The sequence below is a fragment of the Kitasatospora sp. NPDC091335 genome (genome assembly GCF_044757205.1).
GTDB lineage: Bacteria > Actinomycetota > Actinomycetes > Streptomycetales > Streptomycetaceae > Kitasatospora.
Genome location: NZ_JBIVUM010000013.1, coordinates 1 through 16,774 on the forward strand (window position 1 = coordinate 1; position 16,774 = coordinate 16,774).

Genomic DNA, 16,774 nt, shown 5'->3' on the forward strand with positions numbered 1-16,774 from the left:
GCAGGGGGGACCCTGTGGGAGAGTAGGACGCCGCCGAACAATTATTCCGAAAAGCCCCTGATCCCAACGGATCAGGGGCTTTTCGCATTTCCGGTGACGTATCGTCAGGGCATGGACGATCAGACAGCGGTCATTGCGGACGATGTGCTCCGGCCCGAGCAGCGCGACGGCGCCCTGCGAGTTCTGGCGGACGCCCAGGCAGTGGACGGCCGGGCCGCCGTGTCCGAACAGGGCCGGCTCCGGTTGCGCAACGCCGAGACGCCCCGCCCGGGCGTGACCCACCTCGTCGAGACCGGTCCCGAGACCGGTCCCGAGACCGGACCCGTCGTCGGCTACGGCCAGCTCGAAGTGCCGGAGGACCCGACCGCCAACCCCGCCGCCGAGCTGGTGGTCGACCCGACCGCCCGTGGCCGCGGTCTGGCCCGTCCACTGGTGGACGCCGTCCTGGCGCAGGCCCACCGGGCGGGGCGCGACGCGGTGGACTTCTGGGTGCACGGCGGCCACCCGGCGGCCCGGCACCTGGCCGGGGCGTACGACGCCGAGCTGGTCCGTGAGCTGCGGCAGATGCGCCGCACCGGCGCGCAGACCGAGGAGGTGGCCGTCCCCGAGGGCATCGAGCTTCGCACCTTCCGTCCGGGGGAGGACGACGCCGAGTGGCTGCGGCTGAACGCCCTGGCCTTCGCCCACCACCCCGAGCAGGGCTCCTGGACCGGCCAGGACCTGGCCGAGCGGATCGCCGAGCCCTGGTTCGACCCGGCCGGCTTCTTCCTCGCCACCCGCGCCGGCACGGTGGTCGGCTTCCACTGGACCAAGGTGCACCCGGCGACCGCCACCGAGCCCGAGCTCGGCGAGGTGTACGTGGTCGGGGTGGACCCGGCCGAGCAGGGCAGCGGTCTCGGCCGCGCGCTGACCGCGGCGGGCCTGCGTCACCTGACCGGCACCGGCCCCGGCGAGCGCGGACTGGAAACCGTCCTCCTCTACGTCGACGCCGACAATCCAGCCGCCGTGCGCGTCTACGAACGACTGGGATTCACCGTTCACGAGGTGGACCTCATGTACCGGGCCCGGTACCGGGCGGACCGGTCGGCCTAGCCGTCGCGTCCGCGGGGCCGCCGCGACCGCGGACCGGTTCTCCGGGCCTTTCGACTCTGTCGGCCGCGGCCGGGAGAGCACCCGGACGGTCCGCGGGCGAGGGGCGGGACGACGACACCCCTTGCCCCGACCGACTCAGCTTTCCTCCTGGCCATGCGGTGTTTACCGTGGATTCAATTGCTGCCGCGAAGATCACAGGATGAAGTCCGTAGTGTCTCGCTCGTGCAGAGTCGACCGCCACGCACCGGCCGGTCCTGTACGGACCGCACCCGGAGGGTGGGTGCTGTCCCCGGGCTCGGTCCGGGGCGAGGGCGACGGCCCGCAGAGCCATACGCGTCCGGACGCCGTCCTGCTGCTGGAGGAGCTGGAGCCCATGAGCATCCCCCGCCCCGTCTCTGCCCCGCTGTCGCCGACGGCCCGGATGTCCAGTGCGCTGGGCATTCCACCGGAGCTGCCGGCCGCGGACGAGGAGGAGTTCGAAGCGTTGCCGCAGGGCCGCTTCCTCGACCGCGAGCGCAGTTGGCTCGCGTTCAACGAGCGCGTCCTGGAGCTGGCCGAGGACCCGGGCATCCCGCTGCTGGAGCGGGCGAAGTTCCTGGCGATCTTCGCGAGCAACCTGGACGAGTTCTTCATGGTCCGGGTGGCCGGCCTCAAGCGCAGGATCGCCACCGGCGTCGCCCAGCGCAGCGCGTCCGGCCTCCAGCCGCGCGAGGTGCTGGACCTGATCTGGACCCGCTCGCGCGAGCTGATGGCCAGGCACGCCGCCGCGTTCCAGCAGGAGGTGCTGCCGGACCTCGTCGCCGAGGGCATCGAGGTGGTCCGCTGGTCGGAGCTGGCGGAGAAGGAGCAGGCCCGGCTGCACACGCTGTTCCGGCAGAAGATCTTCCCCGTCCTGACCCCGCTGGCCGTCGACCCGGCGCACCCCTTCCCGTACATATCGGGACTCTCGCTCAACCTGGCCGTGGTGGTGCGCAACCCGGTCTCCGGCCACAAGCACTTCGCGCGCGTCAAGGTGCCGCAGTCGCTGGCCCGCTTCCTGGAGGCCTCGCCCCAGCGGTACGTCCCGCTGGAGGACGTCATGGGCGCGCACCTGGAGGAGCTCTTCCCGGGGATGGAGGTGCTGGCCCACCACGCCTTCCGCGTCACCCGGAACGAGGACCTGGAGGTGGAGGAGGACGACACCGAGAACATCCTCAAGGCCCTGGAGAAGGAGCTGATGCGTCGGCGCTTCGGCCCGCCGGTCCGGCTGGAGGTCGAGGAGTCGATCGACCCGTACATCCTGGACCTGCTGGTGCGGGAGCTGAACATCACCGAGGCCGAGGTCTTCCCGCTGCCCGGGCCGCTGGACCTGACCGGGCTGTTCGGCATCGCCGACCTGGACCGGCCCGAGCTCAGGTACCCGAAGTTCGTGGCCGGTACGGCCCGCGGGCTGACCGACGTCGAGTCGGCCTCCCAGCCGGACATCTTCGTCGCGATGCGCGAGCGCGACGTCCTGCTGCACCACCCGTACGACAGCTTCTCCACCTCGGTGCAGGCCTTCCTGGAGCAGGCCGCCGCCGACCCGGACGTGCTGGCGATCAAGCAGACCCTGTACCGCACCTCCGGTGACTCGCCGATCGTGGACGCGCTGATCGACGCGGCCGAGTCCGGCAAGCAGGTGCTGGTGCTGGTCGAGATCAAGGCGCGCTTCGACGAGCAGGCCAACATCAAGTGGGCCCGCAAGCTGGAGGAGGCCGGCTGTCACGTGGTGTACGGCCTGGTCGGGCTGAAGACGCACTGCAAGCTCTCGCTGGTGGTCCGGCAGGAGGGCGACACCCTGCGCCGCTACTCGCACGTCGGTACCGGCAACTACCACCCGAAGACGGCCAGGCTGTACGAGGACCTCGGTCTGCTCACCTCCGACCCGCAGGTCGGCGCGGACCTCTCGGACCTGTTCAACCGGCTCTCCGGCTACTCGCGCCGCGAGTCCTACCGCCGCCTGCTGACCGCCCCGCGCGGCCTGCGCGACGGGCTGGTCTCGCGGATCCACAACGAGATCGCCCACCACAGGGCGGGCCGCCCGGCGTACGTGAAGCTCAAGGTCAACTCGATCGTCGACGAGGCCCTGATCGACGCGCTGTACCGGGCCTCCCAGGCCGGGGTGCCGGTGGACGTCTGGGTGCGCGGGATCTGCGCGATCCGTCCGGGCGTGCCAGGGCTGAGCGACAACATCAGGGTCCGCAGCATCCTGGGCCGCTTCCTGGAGCACTCCCGGGTCTTCGTGTTCGGCAACAACGGCGATCCCGAGGTCTGGATCGGCAGCGCCGACATGATGCACCGGAACCTGGACCGCCGGATCGAGGCGCTGCTGAGGATCACCGATCCCGCGCACCGCACCGAGCTGTCCGGGCTGATCGACCTCGGGATGTCGGACGAGACCGAGTCCTGGCACCTGGGGCCGGACGGCGCGTGGACCCGCCGCTCGCAGGACGGCGAGGGCGGGCAGCTGCGGCACGTCCAGGACCTGCTGATCGACTCGCGCCAGCGCCGCCGGGCCGCCACCTCGCGCTGACGCGTCCACGGATGCGAAGCCGCCGGAACAGCAAGGGGACCTGTTCCGGCGGTCGGCCACCAGCTCCGGGGGACCGCCCCGGGGGAACGGGGATCTACCACGCCATGACCGAAGCGCCGATGACGGCCCAGGCGGCCTCCACAGCGACCGCCGGGGACATCCTTTCCCGCCACCTCACCGTCCAGGCCGGCGCCTTCCTGCGCGCGCTGCCGCTGGCGGTGGGCGAGGTCGGCGCCAGACCGGGGACGGCCTCGGTCGTCCCGTCGGCCGGCACCTCGGACCTGCTGCGGTCCGTGCGGCGGGTCGGCGGGCTGCTGCACACCTTCGGCTCGGTCTTCGAGCAGACCTGGGCGCAGGAGTCGCGCACCGAGCTGCGCTGGCTGCTCAACCTGCTGGCGCTGGAGCCCGGCTACGTCCGCCGCTCGGCCCGGCTGCTGGGCGCGCTGGACTCGCTGAGCGGCACCGACCCGGACGGGACGGGCATGCTGGCCGGCCACGCGGGCGCCCCCAAGGCGCGGGCGCTGCTGGACCGGCAGCTGACCCTGGCCAGGACCAGGGCGCACTCCACGGTGCTCCAGGAGCTCCGCTCCGCCCGGCTGCACGCGCTGGCGGACCGGATGACCCTGCTGGTCGGCGAGACGCCGCTGCTGGAGTCGGCGGGCGGCCGGGCCCCGGCGGTGCTGCTGCCGCAGGCCGCCGCCGCGTTCGCGGCGCTGTCCGCGGGTGCCCAGCAGCTGCCGCTGCACCGGGCCGCGACGCCGTACGGCGGGGACGGGATGCGCCGGCTGGGCATGGTGCCGGCCTCCCGCGGCGCGACGGACGCGGACACCGCGCTGGCGGCCGACGACGCGCCCTGGGCCCGGCTGCGGACCCTGGTGAAGCGGGCCAGGTACGCGCTGGAGGTGTGCGGCCGCGCGTCCTCCGAGCTGGACGAGCTGGACGTGGTGCTGGCCAGGCAGCAGGAGGCCGCGGACGCCGCGGTCACCGCCGCCACCGCGGCACGCACCCCGCGGATCACCCCGGCGACCGCGTACGTGCTGGGCGTGGTGCACGCCGACCAGCGGCTGGAGGTGGAGTCGGCGCGGTACGCCTTCGGCCGGCGCTGGCCCGAGCTGCCGCCGGGCCCGGACGGCTGGCTGGACCTCCTCCCGGCCGATGCCTGGGGGCACGCGGCCGCGCCGAGGACGGTCTGAGGTGTCCGGGCCGGGCGAACACCCCGGCGGCGGCCTGGCGGAGGCCCAGGCCGCGCCCGGGAGGGGGCACGCCCCGGTGGTCCTGGCGGCGGGCGCGGTGCTGTGGCTGCCCGGCCGGCTGAAGAAGAGCGGCCGGCTGGGGCGGCCCCGGATCGCGGTGATCCACCGGCCGAAGTACGACGACTGGAGCCTGCCGAAGGGCAAGCTCGAAGCGGGCGAGGGCGTGGTCGACGCGGCGCTGCGCGAGGTCAGGGAGGAGACCGGCTTCCGCTGCCTGCTGGGCCCCGAGCTGCCCGCCCGGCACTACCGGGTGCAGGGCCGTCCTAAGGAGGTCCGCTACTGGGCGGCGGTGCCGGCGAGCGGGTCCTTCCGGCCGAACCGGGAGGTGGACCGGCTGGAGTGGCTGCCGGCCGGGAAGGCGCGTGCGCGGCTCACCCACGACCACGACCGGTCGTTGGTCGACGCCCTGCTGGCGATCCTGGGGGCGAAGCCGGTGCGGGCCGCGGGGGCGGCGCCGGTGAAGGAACAGTGGAAGTGATCTTCCCGCGCCCTTGCCGTGACGCAACCGTTACTACCTGACGTAGTTTCCTGTCATCCCTCCGAGGTTCACTCTACGTTCACTTGTGACCGGCTGACGTGTCACTTCCCCGGCCTAACTTCGGGACCACCGGAGGGCCGGACAGGCCCCGGACCACAGCAAAACCCGCGTCGGGCCGTACCCGTACGGCCTGCGCAGAGGGCAATGCCACAGAAAGGGACACCCCTGTGAAGCTCCAGCGGAACGGCCGCTCCAAGGCCCTCGCGATCGGTGCCATGGCGCTCGTCAGCTCGCTGTCGCTCGCCGCCTGCGGGTCGGACAACAACAACACGACCGCGGCCGGCGGCTCCAGCGGCTCCGCCGCGGCCGGCGGCGCGATCAACTGTGGCAAGCCCGGTTCGCTGATCTCGGCCGGTTCGACCGCGCAGGGCGCCGCGATGGACGTCTGGAAGACCAGCTTCGCCGCCGCCTGCTCCGGCACCACGATCAACTACCAGGGTGGCGGCTCCGGCGCCGGCATCCAGCAGTTCAACCAGGGCAAGATCCAGTTCGCCGGCTCCGACTCGGCCCTGAAGCCGGCCGAGGTCGAGGCCTCCAAGGCGGTCTGCACCGGCGGCCAGGGCATCGACCTGCCGATGGTCGGCGGCCTGATCTCGCTGGTCTTCAACGTCGACGGCGTCGACAAGCTGGTCCTGGACGGCCCGACCTCCGCCAAGATCTTCGACTCGCAGATCACCAAGTGGAACGACCCGGCGATCGCCGCCCTCAACCCGGGCGCCAAGCTGCCGGACGCGGACATCCAGACCTTCCACCGCTCGGACGACGCCGGTACCACCGAGAACCTGACCAAGTACTTCGCCGCCGCCGGCGGCGGCGCCTGGTCCTACCCGGCCGGCAAGGCCTGGGCGGGCAAGGGCGGCCAGTCGGCCAACGGCAGCGCCGGTGTCTCGGCCCAGGTGAAGCAGGTCAAGAACTCGATCAGCTACGTCGAGCTGGCCTACGCCCAGACCAACAGCCTGAAGAGCGCCGCGATCAACACGGGCGCCTCCAAGCCGGTCGAGGCCACCGCCGAGAACGCCGCCTCCACCATCGCCAAGGCGCAGGCCGCCGGCACCGGCAGCGACCTCGCGCTGAAGCTCGACTACGCGACCAAGGAAGAGGGCTCCTACCCCCTGGTCCTGATCACGTACGAGATCGTCTGCGACAAGGGCAACAAGGCCGAGACCCTCGACACCCTGAAGTCCTTCCTGACCTACACCGCCAGCGAGACGGGTCAGAAGGCCGTCGGCGAGAAGGGCTACGTCCCGCTGCCGAAGGCCGTCACCGACAAGGTCAACGGCGTCATCGCCACCCTGGCCTGACCCGACAGGACCCCCGGTGGGGCGGCCCCGTGAGCGAGGGGGGCCGGGGTCGCCCCACCGGAACGGACCACATCCAGCACCACGTCCGGGGCACCGCCGCCATGGTGCCGACCCCCTTCCCGGGGCGGCACCACCAGACCGGAGTAGACCAATGACTTCATCCTCCCCTGCCGCCCCGCGAGGCAGGGAACGCCGGCCGCGCGACAGCCGGGTCGGCGACAAGATCTTCATGAACCTCGCCCGGGGCTCGGGCATCCTGCTGCTGGTCATCATGGCCGCCATCGCCGCGTTCCTGACCTGGCGGTCGGTCCTGGCCCTGAGCACCAACGAAGGCAACTTCCTCACCAGCTTCGAGTGGACGCCGGACGCCCCGAAGCCCGTCTTCGGCATCGCCGTCCTGGCCTTCGGCACCATCGTCAGTGCCGTCATCGCGATGGCGATCGCCGTCCCGGTGGCGATCGGGATCGCGCTGTTCATCTCGCACTACGCACCGCGCCGGATCGCCCAGCCGTTCGCCTACCTGGTCGACCTGCTCGCCGCCGTCCCCAGCATCGTCTACGGCCTCTGGGGTGCGCTCTTCCTGGTGCCCCACCTGGACGGCCTGACCAGCTGGCTCGACGAGTACCTGGGCTGGACGTACATCTTCGACCAGACCAGGACCGGCACCCCGCGCAACCTGTTCACCGTCGGCATCCTGCTGGCGATCATGGTCCTGCCGATCATCACCGCGGTCTCCCGCGAGGTGTTCCGACAGGTGCCGCGGATGCACGAGGAGGCGGCGCTCGCGCTCGGCGCGACCCGCTGGGAGATGATCCGCACCGCGGTGCTGCCGTTCGGCCGCCCCGGCATCATCTCGGCCTCGATGCTCGGCCTCGGCCGCGCGCTCGGCGAGACCATCGCGGTCGCGGTGGTGCTGTCCGCCAGCAACGTCCTGTCGCCGCACATCCTCGACGCGGGCGGCGGCACCTTCGCGCAGAACATCGCGCTGAAGTTCGCCGAGGCCGGTGACAACGGCCGCAACGCGCTGATGGCCTCCGGCCTCGTCCTGTTCGTCATCACCCTGCTGGTGAACGGTGCCGCGCGACTGATCATCGCCCGCCGCAAGGAGTACTCGGGGGCCAACGCATGACCGTCACCGACATCGTCGAGGACGCCCGGCCCGTCGGCCGTCCACTGACCGCCAACCGCCTGCCCACCTGGGCCCCGGCCGCCGTCGCCGCCGGCTCGATCGCGCTCGGCTGCGGGATCGGCCTGGTCGGCGGCCTGGAGAGCCACCTCCAGTGGGGCCTGATCTCGGCCCTGCTCTTCCTCCTGATCAGCTACGCCCTCTCGGCCGGGATCGAGGGCCGCCGGCAGGCCAAGGACCGGTTCGCCACCTCGGTGGTCTGGGTCGCCTTCATCCTGGCCGTCGTCCCGCTGGTCGCCCTGACCTTCTACACCGTCCAGCAGGGCCTCGACGTGGTCGACGCCGACTTCCTGGGCCACTCCATGAAGGGCGTGATCCAGTCCGGGCCCGGCGGTGGCATCTACCACGCGCTGATCGGCACCCTGGAGCAGGTCGGCCTGGCCACCGCGATCGCCGCCCCCATCGGTCTGCTGACCGCCGTCTACCTGGTCGAGTACGGCCGCGGCACGCTCGCCAAGGCGGTCACCTTCTTCGTCGACGTCATGACGGGCATCCCGTCGATCGTCGCCGGTCTGTTCATCCTCTCGCTCTGGAACCTCGCGCTGGGCTTCGGCTACTCCGGCTTCTCGGGCAGCCTCGCGCTGGCGATCCTGATGATGCCGGTCGTGGTCCGGTCCACCGAGGAGATGCTGAAGCTCGTCCCGAACGAGCTGCGCGAGGCCTCGTACGCGCTCGGCGTGCCGAAGTGGAAGACCATCCTGCGGGTCGTCCTCCCCACCGCGATCGGCGGCATCACCACCGGTGTGATGCTCGCGGTCGCCCGCATCACGGGCGAGACCGCCCCGGTGATGATGCTGGTGTTCGGCGCCGACTACATCAACAACAACCCGTTCGACGGACCGCAGCAGTCCCTGCCGATGTACATCTGGACGCAGTACTCGCAGGTGAACAACGACTACGGCTACGCCCGTGCCTGGGGTGCCGCGCTGGTGCTGATCGCCTTCGTGATGGGGCTCAACCTCATCGCCCGGGGCATCGCCCGCTGGCGCTCGCCCAAGGGCGGGCACTGAGCGACCGACTGACGTACGAGACAGACGAGAGAAGCAACGATCATGGCCAAGCGCATCGACGTCAGCGGACTGTCGGCCTTCTACGGCACCACCAAGGCCATCGAGGACATCTCGATGAGCATCGAGCCCCGCTCGGTGACCGCCTTCATCGGCCCCTCCGGCTGCGGCAAGTCGACCTTCCTGCGGACCCTCAACCGGATGCACGAGGTGATCCCGGGCGCCCGGGTCGAGGGCAAGGTCCTCCTGGACGACGAGAACCTGTACGCCTCCAACGTCGACCCGGTCGCCGTGCGCCGCGCGGTCGGCATGGTGTTCCAGCGCCCGAACCCGTTCCCCACCATGTCGATCTACGACAACGTGATCGCCGGGCTCCGGCTCGCCGGCGTCAAGAAGAAGTCCGTGCTGGACGAGGTGGTGGAGCGCTCGCTGAAGGGCGCCAACCTCTGGAAGGAGGTCCACACCCGGCTGAACAAGCCGGGGGCCGGCCTCTCCGGCGGTCAGCAGCAGCGCCTGTGCATCGCCCGCGCCATCGCGGTCGAGCCCCAGGTCCTGCTGATGGACGAGCCCTGCTCCGCGCTCGACCCGATCTCCACCCTCGCCATCGAGGACCTGATCGGCGAGCTGAAGGAGCAGTTCACCATCGTCATCGTGACCCACAACATGCAGCAGGCGGCCCGCGTCAGCGACCGCACCGCCTTCTTCAACCTGGCCGGCGTCGGCCAGCCGGGCAAGCTGGTCGAGCTGGACGACACCCAGCGGATCTTCTCCAACCCGCAGGTCCAGGCGACCGAGGACTACATCTCCGGCCGCTTCGGCTAGACCGGACACCCCGTCACGGGCGCCGCCGTCGCGCGTGACGGACCGCGAGCTGTCCCGTGGTGCTGCATGGCGGTGCCGCCACGGGACATGGAAAAGGGCCCGCCCCCGAGATGTGGGGGCGGGCCCTGCCCGTTCACGCTTCCTGCGGGGCCGTCAGCCCCAGAACAGGTGGACGAACCAGTACATCAGCGCTGCGACGATGGCGGCCGCCGGCATCGTGATGAACCAGCCGAGCACGATGTTCTTGGCGACGCCCCAGCGCACCGCGCGGACCCGCTTGGTGGCCCCCGCGCCCATGATCGCCGCGGTGATCACGTGGGTGGTGGAGATCGGCGCCTTGAAGACGAACGAGGTGATGTACATGACCGCTGCGGAGGTCGCCTCGGCCGCGAAGCCCTGCGGCGGGTCCAGCTCGATGATCTTGCGGCCGAGCGTCCGCATGATCCGCCAGCCGCCCGCGTAGGTGCCCAGCGAGAGCATGGCCGCGCAGGAGATCTTCACCCAGACCGGGATCCCGTTGCCGGACTGGTGGCCGGAGATGGTCAGGGCCAGGACCACGATGCCCATCGTCTTCTGGGCGTCCTGGAGACCGTGAGCCAGGGCCATCGCGGCGGCCGAGGCGGTCTGGGCGACCCGGAAGTTGCGCTTGGCCTTGTGCGGGTTGGCCCGGCGGAAGATCCACAGGATCGCCAGCATCACCAGGAAGCCGCCGACCAGGCCGACCACCGGGGAGACGATCATCGGGATGATGATCTTGTCGAGGACCCCGCTCCAGATCACGTCGACCCCGCCGGCCAGCGCCGCGCCCACCATGCCGCCGAACAGCGCGTGCGAGGAGGAGGACGGAAGACCGAAGTACCAGGTGACCAGGTTCCAGGCGATCGCCCCGATCAGGGCGGCGAACAGGATCGCCATCCCCCGATCGCCGGTGGGGGTCTCGATGATGCCCTTGGAGACGGTGTGCGCCACGCCGCTGCCGAGGAACGCGCCGGCCAGGTTCATCACCGCGGCCATCGCCAGTGCCGCCCGGGGGGTGAGCGCCCGGGTGGAGACCGAGGTGGCGATCGCGTTCGCCGAGTCGTGGAAGCCGTTGGTGTACGTGAAGAAGAACGCAACGCCGACGACGGCGATGAGTGCTGCCATGTCCACGAGGGTCAGGACTCCTTGACGGCGATGGTCTCCACCGTGTTGGCGACGTGCTCGAACGCGTCCGCCGCCTCCTCAAGGACGTCCACGACCTGCTTGAGCTTGAGGACCTCGATGGCGTCGTACTGACCGGAGAACAGGTGGGCGAGCAGCTTGCGGTGGATCTGGTCGGCCTGGTTCTCCAGCCGGTTGACCTCGATCCAGTACTCGGTGAGGTTGGACATGCTGCGCAGGTTGGGCATCGCCGCGGCGGTGAGTTCCGCGGCGCGCGCCAGCACCTCGATCTGCTGCTCGACGCCCTTCGGCAGGGTCTGGATGTCGTAGAGGACGACCAGGTCGACCGCCTCCTCCATGAAGTCCATGATGTCGTCCAGCGACGAGGCGAGGCTGTAGATGTCCTCGCGGTCGAAGGGCGTGATGAAGGACGAGTTCAGCTGGTGGAAGACGGCATGGGTGGTGTCGTCCCCGGCGTGTTCGGCGGCGCGCATGCGCTCGACGATCTCCGCGCGGGCCGACACGTCTGATCCCAGCAGCTCCAAGAGGAGCTTCGATCCGACGACGAGGTTCTCCGCCGCGGCGGCGAACATGTCGTAGAAGCTCGTCTCCTTCGGCGTCAGGCTAAAACGCACGGAAATCTCCGATGTGCGGGGTAGGGACTGAACGATGCTAGGTGCAACCAAGCGCAATCACGCAAACGGGGTGTCGGGGAAGGAGCCGGACCCTCCCCTTCCGTTCGGCTGCCGCACCGGCTGATCCGGACCGCACCGCCACGTACGGATACGGGCCCAGTCTGACGGAACCTCGCCCGGATTGTCCCCGTCGTGCGTGCGGAAGACCGGGGCGCCGCTCAGACGGGTGAACCGCGGGGCACCCCTCCCCGACTCCGTGGCACATGCCGGGTCGGCCGTCGGAACACCACGGAGGGCCCGGGTGTTGGAGACTGGTGGCCGACGCAGCCACCAGGCACTGAGACGAAGGCGGGCCGATGACCACGACGCAAGCGCGCACCGAGCCGGAGCACGCGCAGGGGACCGACCCGCACGCCGGCCACGCGGCCGGAGGGCACGGCCCGCACGGCTACAGCGCGCAGAAGGACGCCCACCTCAAGCGGCTGCGCCGGATCGAGGGCCAGATCCGCGGCCTCCAGCGCATGGTCGACGAGGACGTCTACTGCATCGACGTGCTCACCCAGGTCTCGGCCAGCACCAAGGCGTTGCAGTCCTTCGCGCTCTCCCTGCTGGAGGAGCACCTGCGGCACTGCGTCGCCGCGGCCGCCGAGGAGGGCGGCGCCGAACTGGACGCCAAGGTGGCGGAGGCCACCGCGGCGATCAGCCGCCTGCTGCGCAGCTGAGCCGCCGGCACTCCGGTGCTCCGGCCGTCCGCCGCCGCAGCCGTCCGTCGCTCCGGCCGTCCGCCGCGGGGCCCGCTAGCCGTCGGCCTCCCGGTCGCCCCGTCCGGGTTCGGTCCGGTCGAGCAGCACCTCGTCGATCCGCTCGGTCGGCAGCCGGTCGCCGGAGCTGGCCGTCGCGGCGATCATCAGCTCGCCGGCCAGATCGATCTCGTCGAGGGCCGCGTCGTCGTGGCCGCCGCTGCGGCCGCCCGTGGACGACACCACCTGCACCACCCCTTCAGTGCCTCGCCAGCCCGGGCGGCAGCCACCCGGAGTCCAGCCTAGGCACTTCGGGGCCCGTCCACATGGCACGGACGGGCCATCTCGGCGCCGCCGAAACGGGTGGCCGTCGCTCCCCGGACGGCCACCCGTCCCGGCGGCGCCCCGTCTCGCCCCGGCGCCGGAGCGCTGCCCCGGTGGCCCGGGGCCTGCCGGACCACCCGCCCTACTTCGGGCTCTCCGTCGGCTTCATCTGGTAGATGTCCGAGGCCGAGGGCTCGGCCGCCTCCACCGGCTTGCCGAAGTCCGTCAGCGAGGTCGTCGAGGTCACCTTCACCTGGTCCCTGGGCTCCTTAGACCCGGCCACCCCGGCGAAGGTGAACACCTCCACCACCTTGCGCAGCCGGCCCCGGTCGTCCAGCCAGGCGTCGTACGGCACCTCCCTGACGGTGAAGGTCTGCGCGCCCATCCGCAGCCCGTCCCCGCCCCGGCCACCGGTCGCGTCGGCCGCCTTGGCCAGGTCCAGGGTGCCCCGGTAGTGGTGCAGCGCCACCCCGTCGACGGTCTCGGAGCCGACCGCCTCCGCCTTCTGCGCCCCGCGCAGCGCCCCCGCCGCCGAGGCCGGGTCGGTGGCGCCGCTGCTGACCAGGTTGCCGTCCGGCAGCTGGCGCACGTCCAGCTTGACCCACTTGCCCTCGGGGACCTTGGCGCCGCTGTTCTGGAGGTAGACGGTGCCCGGCAGGACCACCTCGACGATCTTCCCCGTGGTCGCCGCGCCCGGCGGCACCTGGACCTCCAGCCGGCCGATCCGCTTCACGTAGTCGTAGCCGCCGGTGCCGCTGAACGAGGCCTTCTTCTCGGCGGACTCGGTGACCAGCTCGGTCGCGGTGTGCGCGGAGCCGGTGCGGCCGGTGATGTCGGCGGCGTTGCGCACCGCCGTCAGCGGGTCCGCGACGAGCTGGTCGGGGGCGCCCGACTGCTGGTCGGAGGAACCGCCGCCGGAGCCGGCCGCGCAGCCGGCGGCCCCCGCCGCCAGGGCGGCGACGAGCAGGGCGGCCCCGGCCGCCGAGCGCAGGCGCGGACCCGGGCGGCGTGCCGGCCGTCCGGTGTGCTGCTGGTCGGTCATCTTCATTCCCGCGACAACCCCCTCGGGCCCGACTGCCCTGCCGGACACCGCCGGGTGGGCAGAACTCTTTCCGGGTAAACGAGTTGGGGCGCCAGGGGTTACGGGTGCCCGGCCTCCGGCGGGCGTCGCGCGGCACCCGTCCGGCGCGTTACGGTGAACCACGTGCACAGTGAGCTGCCGGCCGCACCCGGCACCGCCCGGATGCCCGAACACCGCCTCGCGGTCAGCGAGCGCGGCTCCTTCGCCTTCGCGACCTGTAGCTGCGGCTGGTACTCGCCGGCCCGTCGCTCGCGCGACCTGGCCCGCCGCGAGGGGGCCGACCACCTCGCCGAGAGCGGCGCCGAGCCGGACTGACCGCACGCGGACCCGTGCGCCGGCCTGTGTGCTTATGGGGCGTCAGGCCGCGAGGTCGGACTCCGGCGGCTGCTCCCCGGCCCGTACGGCCCCGCGTCCGCGCCGGCGGCCGCGCGGACCGGCCCCGCCGCGGGCGGCCGTGCCACCGCGCTCGGACGCCCGGATCAGCGGGCCGACGGCGGTACGGCTCAGCGCGTGGCAGAACGGCACCAGCACCGCCATCGCGATCGGCGCCAGCAGCAGCACCACGGCGACGGCGAGCGCGAAGCCGCCGATCACGTCGGTGGGGTAGTGGACGCCCATGAACATCCGGCAGAAGCCCTGGAGGAGGGCCAGCCCGCCGGCGATCCAGCCGAGCCTGCGGTTCACCAGGAACAGCCCCACCGCGACGCCCATGGTCATGGTCGAGTGGTCGCTGACGAAGGAGTGGGTGCCGGCCTTGCCCTCCACCAGCACCAGCAGCCCCGGATGGTCGACGAAGGGGCGCGGGCGGTCGACGATCGCGGCGATCGGCAGGTTGGCCAGCTCGGCGACGGCCACCGAGAGCGGCACCCAGAGCAGCCCGGCCATCGCCACCGGCGCGTCCGGACGGCGCCTGGCCTGGAGCCAGGCCACCAGGCCGAGCATCGCCAGGCCGATCAGGATGCCGTACTCGCCGATCCACGAGACCAGGTGGTCCAGCCACTCCGGGGAGCGCTTGGCCAGGCCGTTGACGGCGTAGAGCAGGTCGAGGTCGGGGTTGGTCGTGTCGGCAAGCGGCGTCGACACGCCGCACCTCCTTCTGGTCCGCTGCACCTGTACGTTCCCGCCGGGGCCCGCCCGGCACGGGGAGCTGACGGGGGACCACCGGACCCAACGTCATCGCCGGGACACAGCGTTCCATGGAAACGCGCGGTTATGGAAACGTGACTCAGCGTCCACAGTGCGCACACAGGTCCCGGTCGTCCCCGTTGTCCCGGCCGCCCCAGGGCTACCGTCCCGCCCCGGTGGGGCTCACCCCGGCCGGTGCGAGCGGGGCGGCCGCGGCGGCCCGGACGGGGGTCGCCGGGGTGTTGCCCGGTGTGCCACCCCCGCTTCCGGCGGGGGCGGTGGGCGCCGTCTCGCTCGGGCGGCTCGGGGCGTTGACCGCGCCGTCGCCGTTGCGGGTCGGCAGTGCCTGGGCGCCGTCCGAGGTGACCCGGGTCGCGCCGATGTACTCCCTGCTGTCGATCTTGTCGTAGCGGATCACCGCCCCGGTGTGCGGCGCGTTGATCATGTAGCCGCCGCCGACGTAGATCCCGACGTGGTGGATGCTCCGCGGATCGCCCAGGTCCGTCGCCCAGAACACCAGGTCGCCCGGCCGCAGCTGATCGCGCGACGGGTGCGGCCCGGCGTACCACTGGTCGTTGGCCACCCGGGGCAGCGTGATGCCCACGCTGGCGAACGCGGCCTGGGTCAGGCCCGAGCAGTCGAACCGCCCGTTCTGCGAGGGCAGGCCGTCGCCGCCCCACAGGTACGGGGTGCCGAGCTTGGTCTGCGCGAAGTAGATCGCGGCCGCCGACTGCGGGGACGCCTCCACCGGCGCGGCCGGCGAGTCCGGCGCGGTGAAGCTGCGGGCCATCGCCTGGATGTTCCGCACGTAGCCCTGGGTCTCCCGGTACGGCGGGATGCCGCCGTTGCGCGTCACCGCGTACGGGCCGGCGTTGTAGGCGGCCAGCACGTTGGCCTGCGGGTCGCCCGGGACGTTGGCGACGTCCTTGGCGAGCGCGCAGTCGTAGACCGCCGCCGAGGCGATCGCGTCGTACGGGTCCCAGACGTCCTTGCGGCCGTCCCCGTTCGCGTCCGTTCCGTACATCGCCCAGGTGCCCGGCATGAACTGCGCCATTCCCTGGGCCCCGACGCCGGACCGCGCCCTGGGGTCGAAACCGCTCTCCTGGTACAGCTGTGCCGCGAGCATCGGCGGGGAGATCGCCGAGCACAGCGAGCCCCACTTCTGGATCGGCTCCTGATAGGCCGCCGGGACCGTTCCCGGGGAGAGGGAGGAACGATTCGCCGCCTGTTTCGGCGTCCCACTCGCCGCATAAGTCCCCATCGTCACCAGCCCGATGAACCCGAACGCGACAACTCCCGCAGCGGCGGCGGCCGTCCCGGCCTTCCGGAGTACCATCAGCACCATCCCGACGAATCGTCAGTCGAAGTGTCCCGGAAGGCGTTGCTCACCGCAATCATCAGAGATACGAACAGTGAGCGCTATCCTTCGTACGGTGTACATCCTCGCGTACGTGTCCGACGCCTCACGACCAATCTGCGAGAAGTAGCCAAGTCGACATCAGATCTGGCCAAGAATAGGCCCCGACCCTTCGCGCGGGCCGGGTCCGGGCCCTTGAATTTGCCTGATCGGGCGGTGAGATGGAAATGAACCTGAGCAGCGTGCACACCAATGCGGTCGGCCACCTGGCCGAGGACCCCCCCAAGAAGCCGAACATCGACACCATCATCGGCGGAATCGCCCCGGACTGGGGCCCGTTCGCGACCCTCGGGTCGGAGGCCCGGGTGATGGTCGAGGTCGTCATGGCCGTCGCCATCCTCATCTGCCTCGGCCTCGCGGTCTGGGGTGCGGCCAAGCAGCGGATCGGTGCGACCGCGATGCGCGACAGCTTCGGCGCCGAACAGGGCAAGGGGCTGATCGTCGCCGGACTGACCGGCGTGTTCATCATCGGATCACTCGGCACTCTGTTCACCATTGTCTACGGCATGGCGATCTGACGATCGGACAGCAGTAGTCCGGCTTGTCCGGGACCGGTTCCCCG

17 protein-coding genes are annotated in these 16,774 nt (G+C 71.4%); 11 read left to right on the top strand and 6 right to left on the bottom strand.

All coding sequences use genetic code 11. The annotated features are described in order from the left end of the window. Nucleotides 1-111 precede the first annotated feature (111 nt). The 8 genes from mshD to pstB all read left to right on the top strand — a co-directional run bounded on the left by mshD (nt 112) and on the right by pstB (nt 9,750). Nucleotides 112-1,092, top strand: a complete 981-nt coding sequence (gene mshD, locus ACIQOW_RS25145) for a mycothiol synthase (RefSeq protein ID WP_401088536.1) — start codon at nt 112-114, stop codon at nt 1,090-1,092. A 373-nt stretch (nt 1,093-1,465) separates the two neighbouring features. Next, entirely contained in the window at nt 1,466-3,643 is a 2,178-nt protein-coding gene (locus ACIQOW_RS25150) for an RNA degradosome polyphosphate kinase (RefSeq protein WP_401088884.1), read from the top strand. A 104-nt stretch (nt 3,644-3,747) separates the two neighbouring features. Further along, nucleotides 3,748-4,836, top strand: coding sequence for a CHAD domain-containing protein (locus ACIQOW_RS25155; protein WP_401088538.1), 1,089 nt, complete (start codon nt 3,748-3,750; stop codon nt 4,834-4,836). 1 nt (nt 4,837) lies between these two features. Then, nucleotides 4,838-5,374 carry an NUDIX hydrolase gene (locus ACIQOW_RS25160; RefSeq protein WP_401088540.1) on the top strand — a complete coding sequence of 179 codons (537 nt, stop codon included), beginning with the start codon at nt 4,838-4,840 and terminating at the stop codon, nt 5,372-5,374. A 227-nt stretch (nt 5,375-5,601) separates the two neighbouring features. Next, complete coding sequence (gene pstS, locus ACIQOW_RS25165) at nt 5,602-6,735, top strand: phosphate ABC transporter substrate-binding protein PstS (protein WP_401088541.1); 1,134 nt, start codon at nt 5,602-5,604, stop codon at nt 6,733-6,735. A 151-nt stretch (nt 6,736-6,886) separates the two neighbouring features. Further along, on the top strand, nt 6,887-7,864 hold the full coding sequence (gene pstC / locus ACIQOW_RS25170) for a phosphate ABC transporter permease subunit PstC (RefSeq protein ID WP_401088543.1): 978 nt from the start codon (nt 6,887-6,889) through the stop codon (nt 7,862-7,864). Next, the gene (pstA, locus tag ACIQOW_RS25175; RefSeq protein ID WP_401088545.1) at nt 7,861-8,931 is read left to right on the top strand and encodes a phosphate ABC transporter permease PstA; all 1,071 of its coding nucleotides are present in this window, start codon (nt 7,861-7,863) and stop codon (nt 8,929-8,931) included. Before pstC ends, pstA begins: the two co-directional genes overlap by 4 nt. Nucleotides 8,932-8,973: 42 nt before the next feature. Further along, complete coding sequence (pstB, locus tag ACIQOW_RS25180; RefSeq protein ID WP_188298806.1) at nt 8,974-9,750, top strand: phosphate ABC transporter ATP-binding protein PstB; 777 nt, start codon at nt 8,974-8,976, stop codon at nt 9,748-9,750. 153 nt (nt 9,751-9,903) lie between these two features. Here the strand turns inward: pstB and ACIQOW_RS25185 are convergent, their stop codons facing one another. Continuing rightward, nucleotides 9,904-10,899, bottom strand: a complete 996-nt coding sequence (locus ACIQOW_RS25185; protein WP_401088548.1) for an anion permease — start codon at nt 10,897-10,899, stop codon at nt 9,904-9,906. Nucleotides 10,900-10,904: 5 nt separating this feature from the next. Next, on the bottom strand, nt 10,905-11,525 hold the full coding sequence (locus ACIQOW_RS25190; RefSeq protein ID WP_188298808.1) for a DUF47 domain-containing protein: 621 nt from the start codon (nt 11,523-11,525) through the stop codon (nt 10,905-10,907). 356 nt (nt 11,526-11,881) lie between these two features. On the opposite strand from ACIQOW_RS25190, the gene ACIQOW_RS25195 reads away from it, so the two are divergent. Continuing rightward, a complete protein-coding gene (locus ACIQOW_RS25195; protein ID WP_401088549.1) occupies nt 11,882-12,247 on the top strand; it encodes a metal-sensitive transcriptional regulator in 366 nt (121 codons plus the stop codon). Between the two features lie 75 nt (nt 12,248-12,322). Here ACIQOW_RS25195 and ACIQOW_RS25200 read toward each other — a convergent pair whose 3' ends face one another. Beyond that, nucleotides 12,323-12,511, bottom strand: a complete 189-nt coding sequence (locus tag ACIQOW_RS25200) for a hypothetical protein (protein ID WP_223244828.1) — start codon at nt 12,509-12,511, stop codon at nt 12,323-12,325. Nucleotides 12,512-12,731: 220 nt separating this feature from the next. After that, complete coding sequence (locus tag ACIQOW_RS25205; protein WP_401088551.1) at nt 12,732-13,631, bottom strand: hypothetical protein; 900 nt, start codon at nt 13,629-13,631, stop codon at nt 12,732-12,734. 162 nt (nt 13,632-13,793) lie between these two features. Here ACIQOW_RS25205 and ACIQOW_RS25210 point away from each other — a divergent pair, with 162 nt between their 5' ends. After that, complete coding sequence (locus tag ACIQOW_RS25210) at nt 13,794-13,985, top strand: hypothetical protein (protein ID WP_401088553.1); 192 nt, start codon at nt 13,794-13,796, stop codon at nt 13,983-13,985. Between the two features lie 42 nt (nt 13,986-14,027). Here ACIQOW_RS25210 and ACIQOW_RS25215 read toward each other — a convergent pair whose 3' ends face one another. Next, nucleotides 14,028-14,753 (bottom strand): phosphatase PAP2 family protein, encoded by a 726-nt coding sequence (locus tag ACIQOW_RS25215; protein WP_401088555.1) that lies wholly within the window; start codon nt 14,751-14,753, stop codon nt 14,028-14,030. Nucleotides 14,754-14,955: 202 nt separating this feature from the next. Continuing rightward, the gene (locus tag ACIQOW_RS25220; protein ID WP_401088557.1) at nt 14,956-16,131 is read right to left on the bottom strand and encodes an NlpC/P60 family protein; all 1,176 of its coding nucleotides are present in this window, start codon (nt 16,129-16,131) and stop codon (nt 14,956-14,958) included. A gap of 248 nt (nt 16,132-16,379) precedes the next feature. Here ACIQOW_RS25220 and ACIQOW_RS25225 point away from each other — a divergent pair, with 248 nt between their 5' ends. Beyond that, nucleotides 16,380-16,730 carry a hypothetical protein gene (locus ACIQOW_RS25225; RefSeq protein WP_401088559.1) on the top strand — a complete coding sequence of 117 codons (351 nt, stop codon included), beginning with the start codon at nt 16,380-16,382 and terminating at the stop codon, nt 16,728-16,730. Nucleotides 16,731-16,774: the final 44 nt, after the last annotated feature.

Bases quoted from the DNA above. Each gene is read 5' to 3' on its own strand.
- pstC (WP_401088543.1), top strand. From the start codon at position 6,887: ATGACTTCATCCTCCCCTGCCGCCCCGCGAGGCAGGGAACGCCGGCCG.
- ACIQOW_RS25225 (WP_401088559.1), top strand. From the start codon at position 16,380: ATGAACCTGAGCAGCGTGCACACCAATGCGGTCGGCCACCTGGCCGAG.
- ACIQOW_RS25195 (WP_401088549.1), top strand. From the start codon at position 11,882: ATGACCACGACGCAAGCGCGCACCGAGCCGGAGCACGCGCAGGGGACC.
- pstA (WP_401088545.1), top strand. From the start codon at position 7,861: ATGACCGTCACCGACATCGTCGAGGACGCCCGGCCCGTCGGCCGTCCA.
- ACIQOW_RS25220 (WP_401088557.1), bottom strand. From the start codon at position 16,131: ATGGTACTCCGGAAGGCCGGGACGGCCGCCGCCGCTGCGGGAGTTGTC.
- ACIQOW_RS25150 (WP_401088884.1), top strand. From the start codon at position 1,466: ATGAGCATCCCCCGCCCCGTCTCTGCCCCGCTGTCGCCGACGGCCCGG.
- mshD (WP_401088536.1), top strand. From the start codon at position 112: ATGGACGATCAGACAGCGGTCATTGCGGACGATGTGCTCCGGCCCGAG.
- pstB (WP_188298806.1), top strand. From the start codon at position 8,974: ATGGCCAAGCGCATCGACGTCAGCGGACTGTCGGCCTTCTACGGCACC.
- ACIQOW_RS25155 (WP_401088538.1), top strand. From the start codon at position 3,748: ATGACCGAAGCGCCGATGACGGCCCAGGCGGCCTCCACAGCGACCGCC.
- ACIQOW_RS25205 (WP_401088551.1), bottom strand. From the start codon at position 13,631: ATGACCGACCAGCAGCACACCGGACGGCCGGCACGCCGCCCGGGTCCG.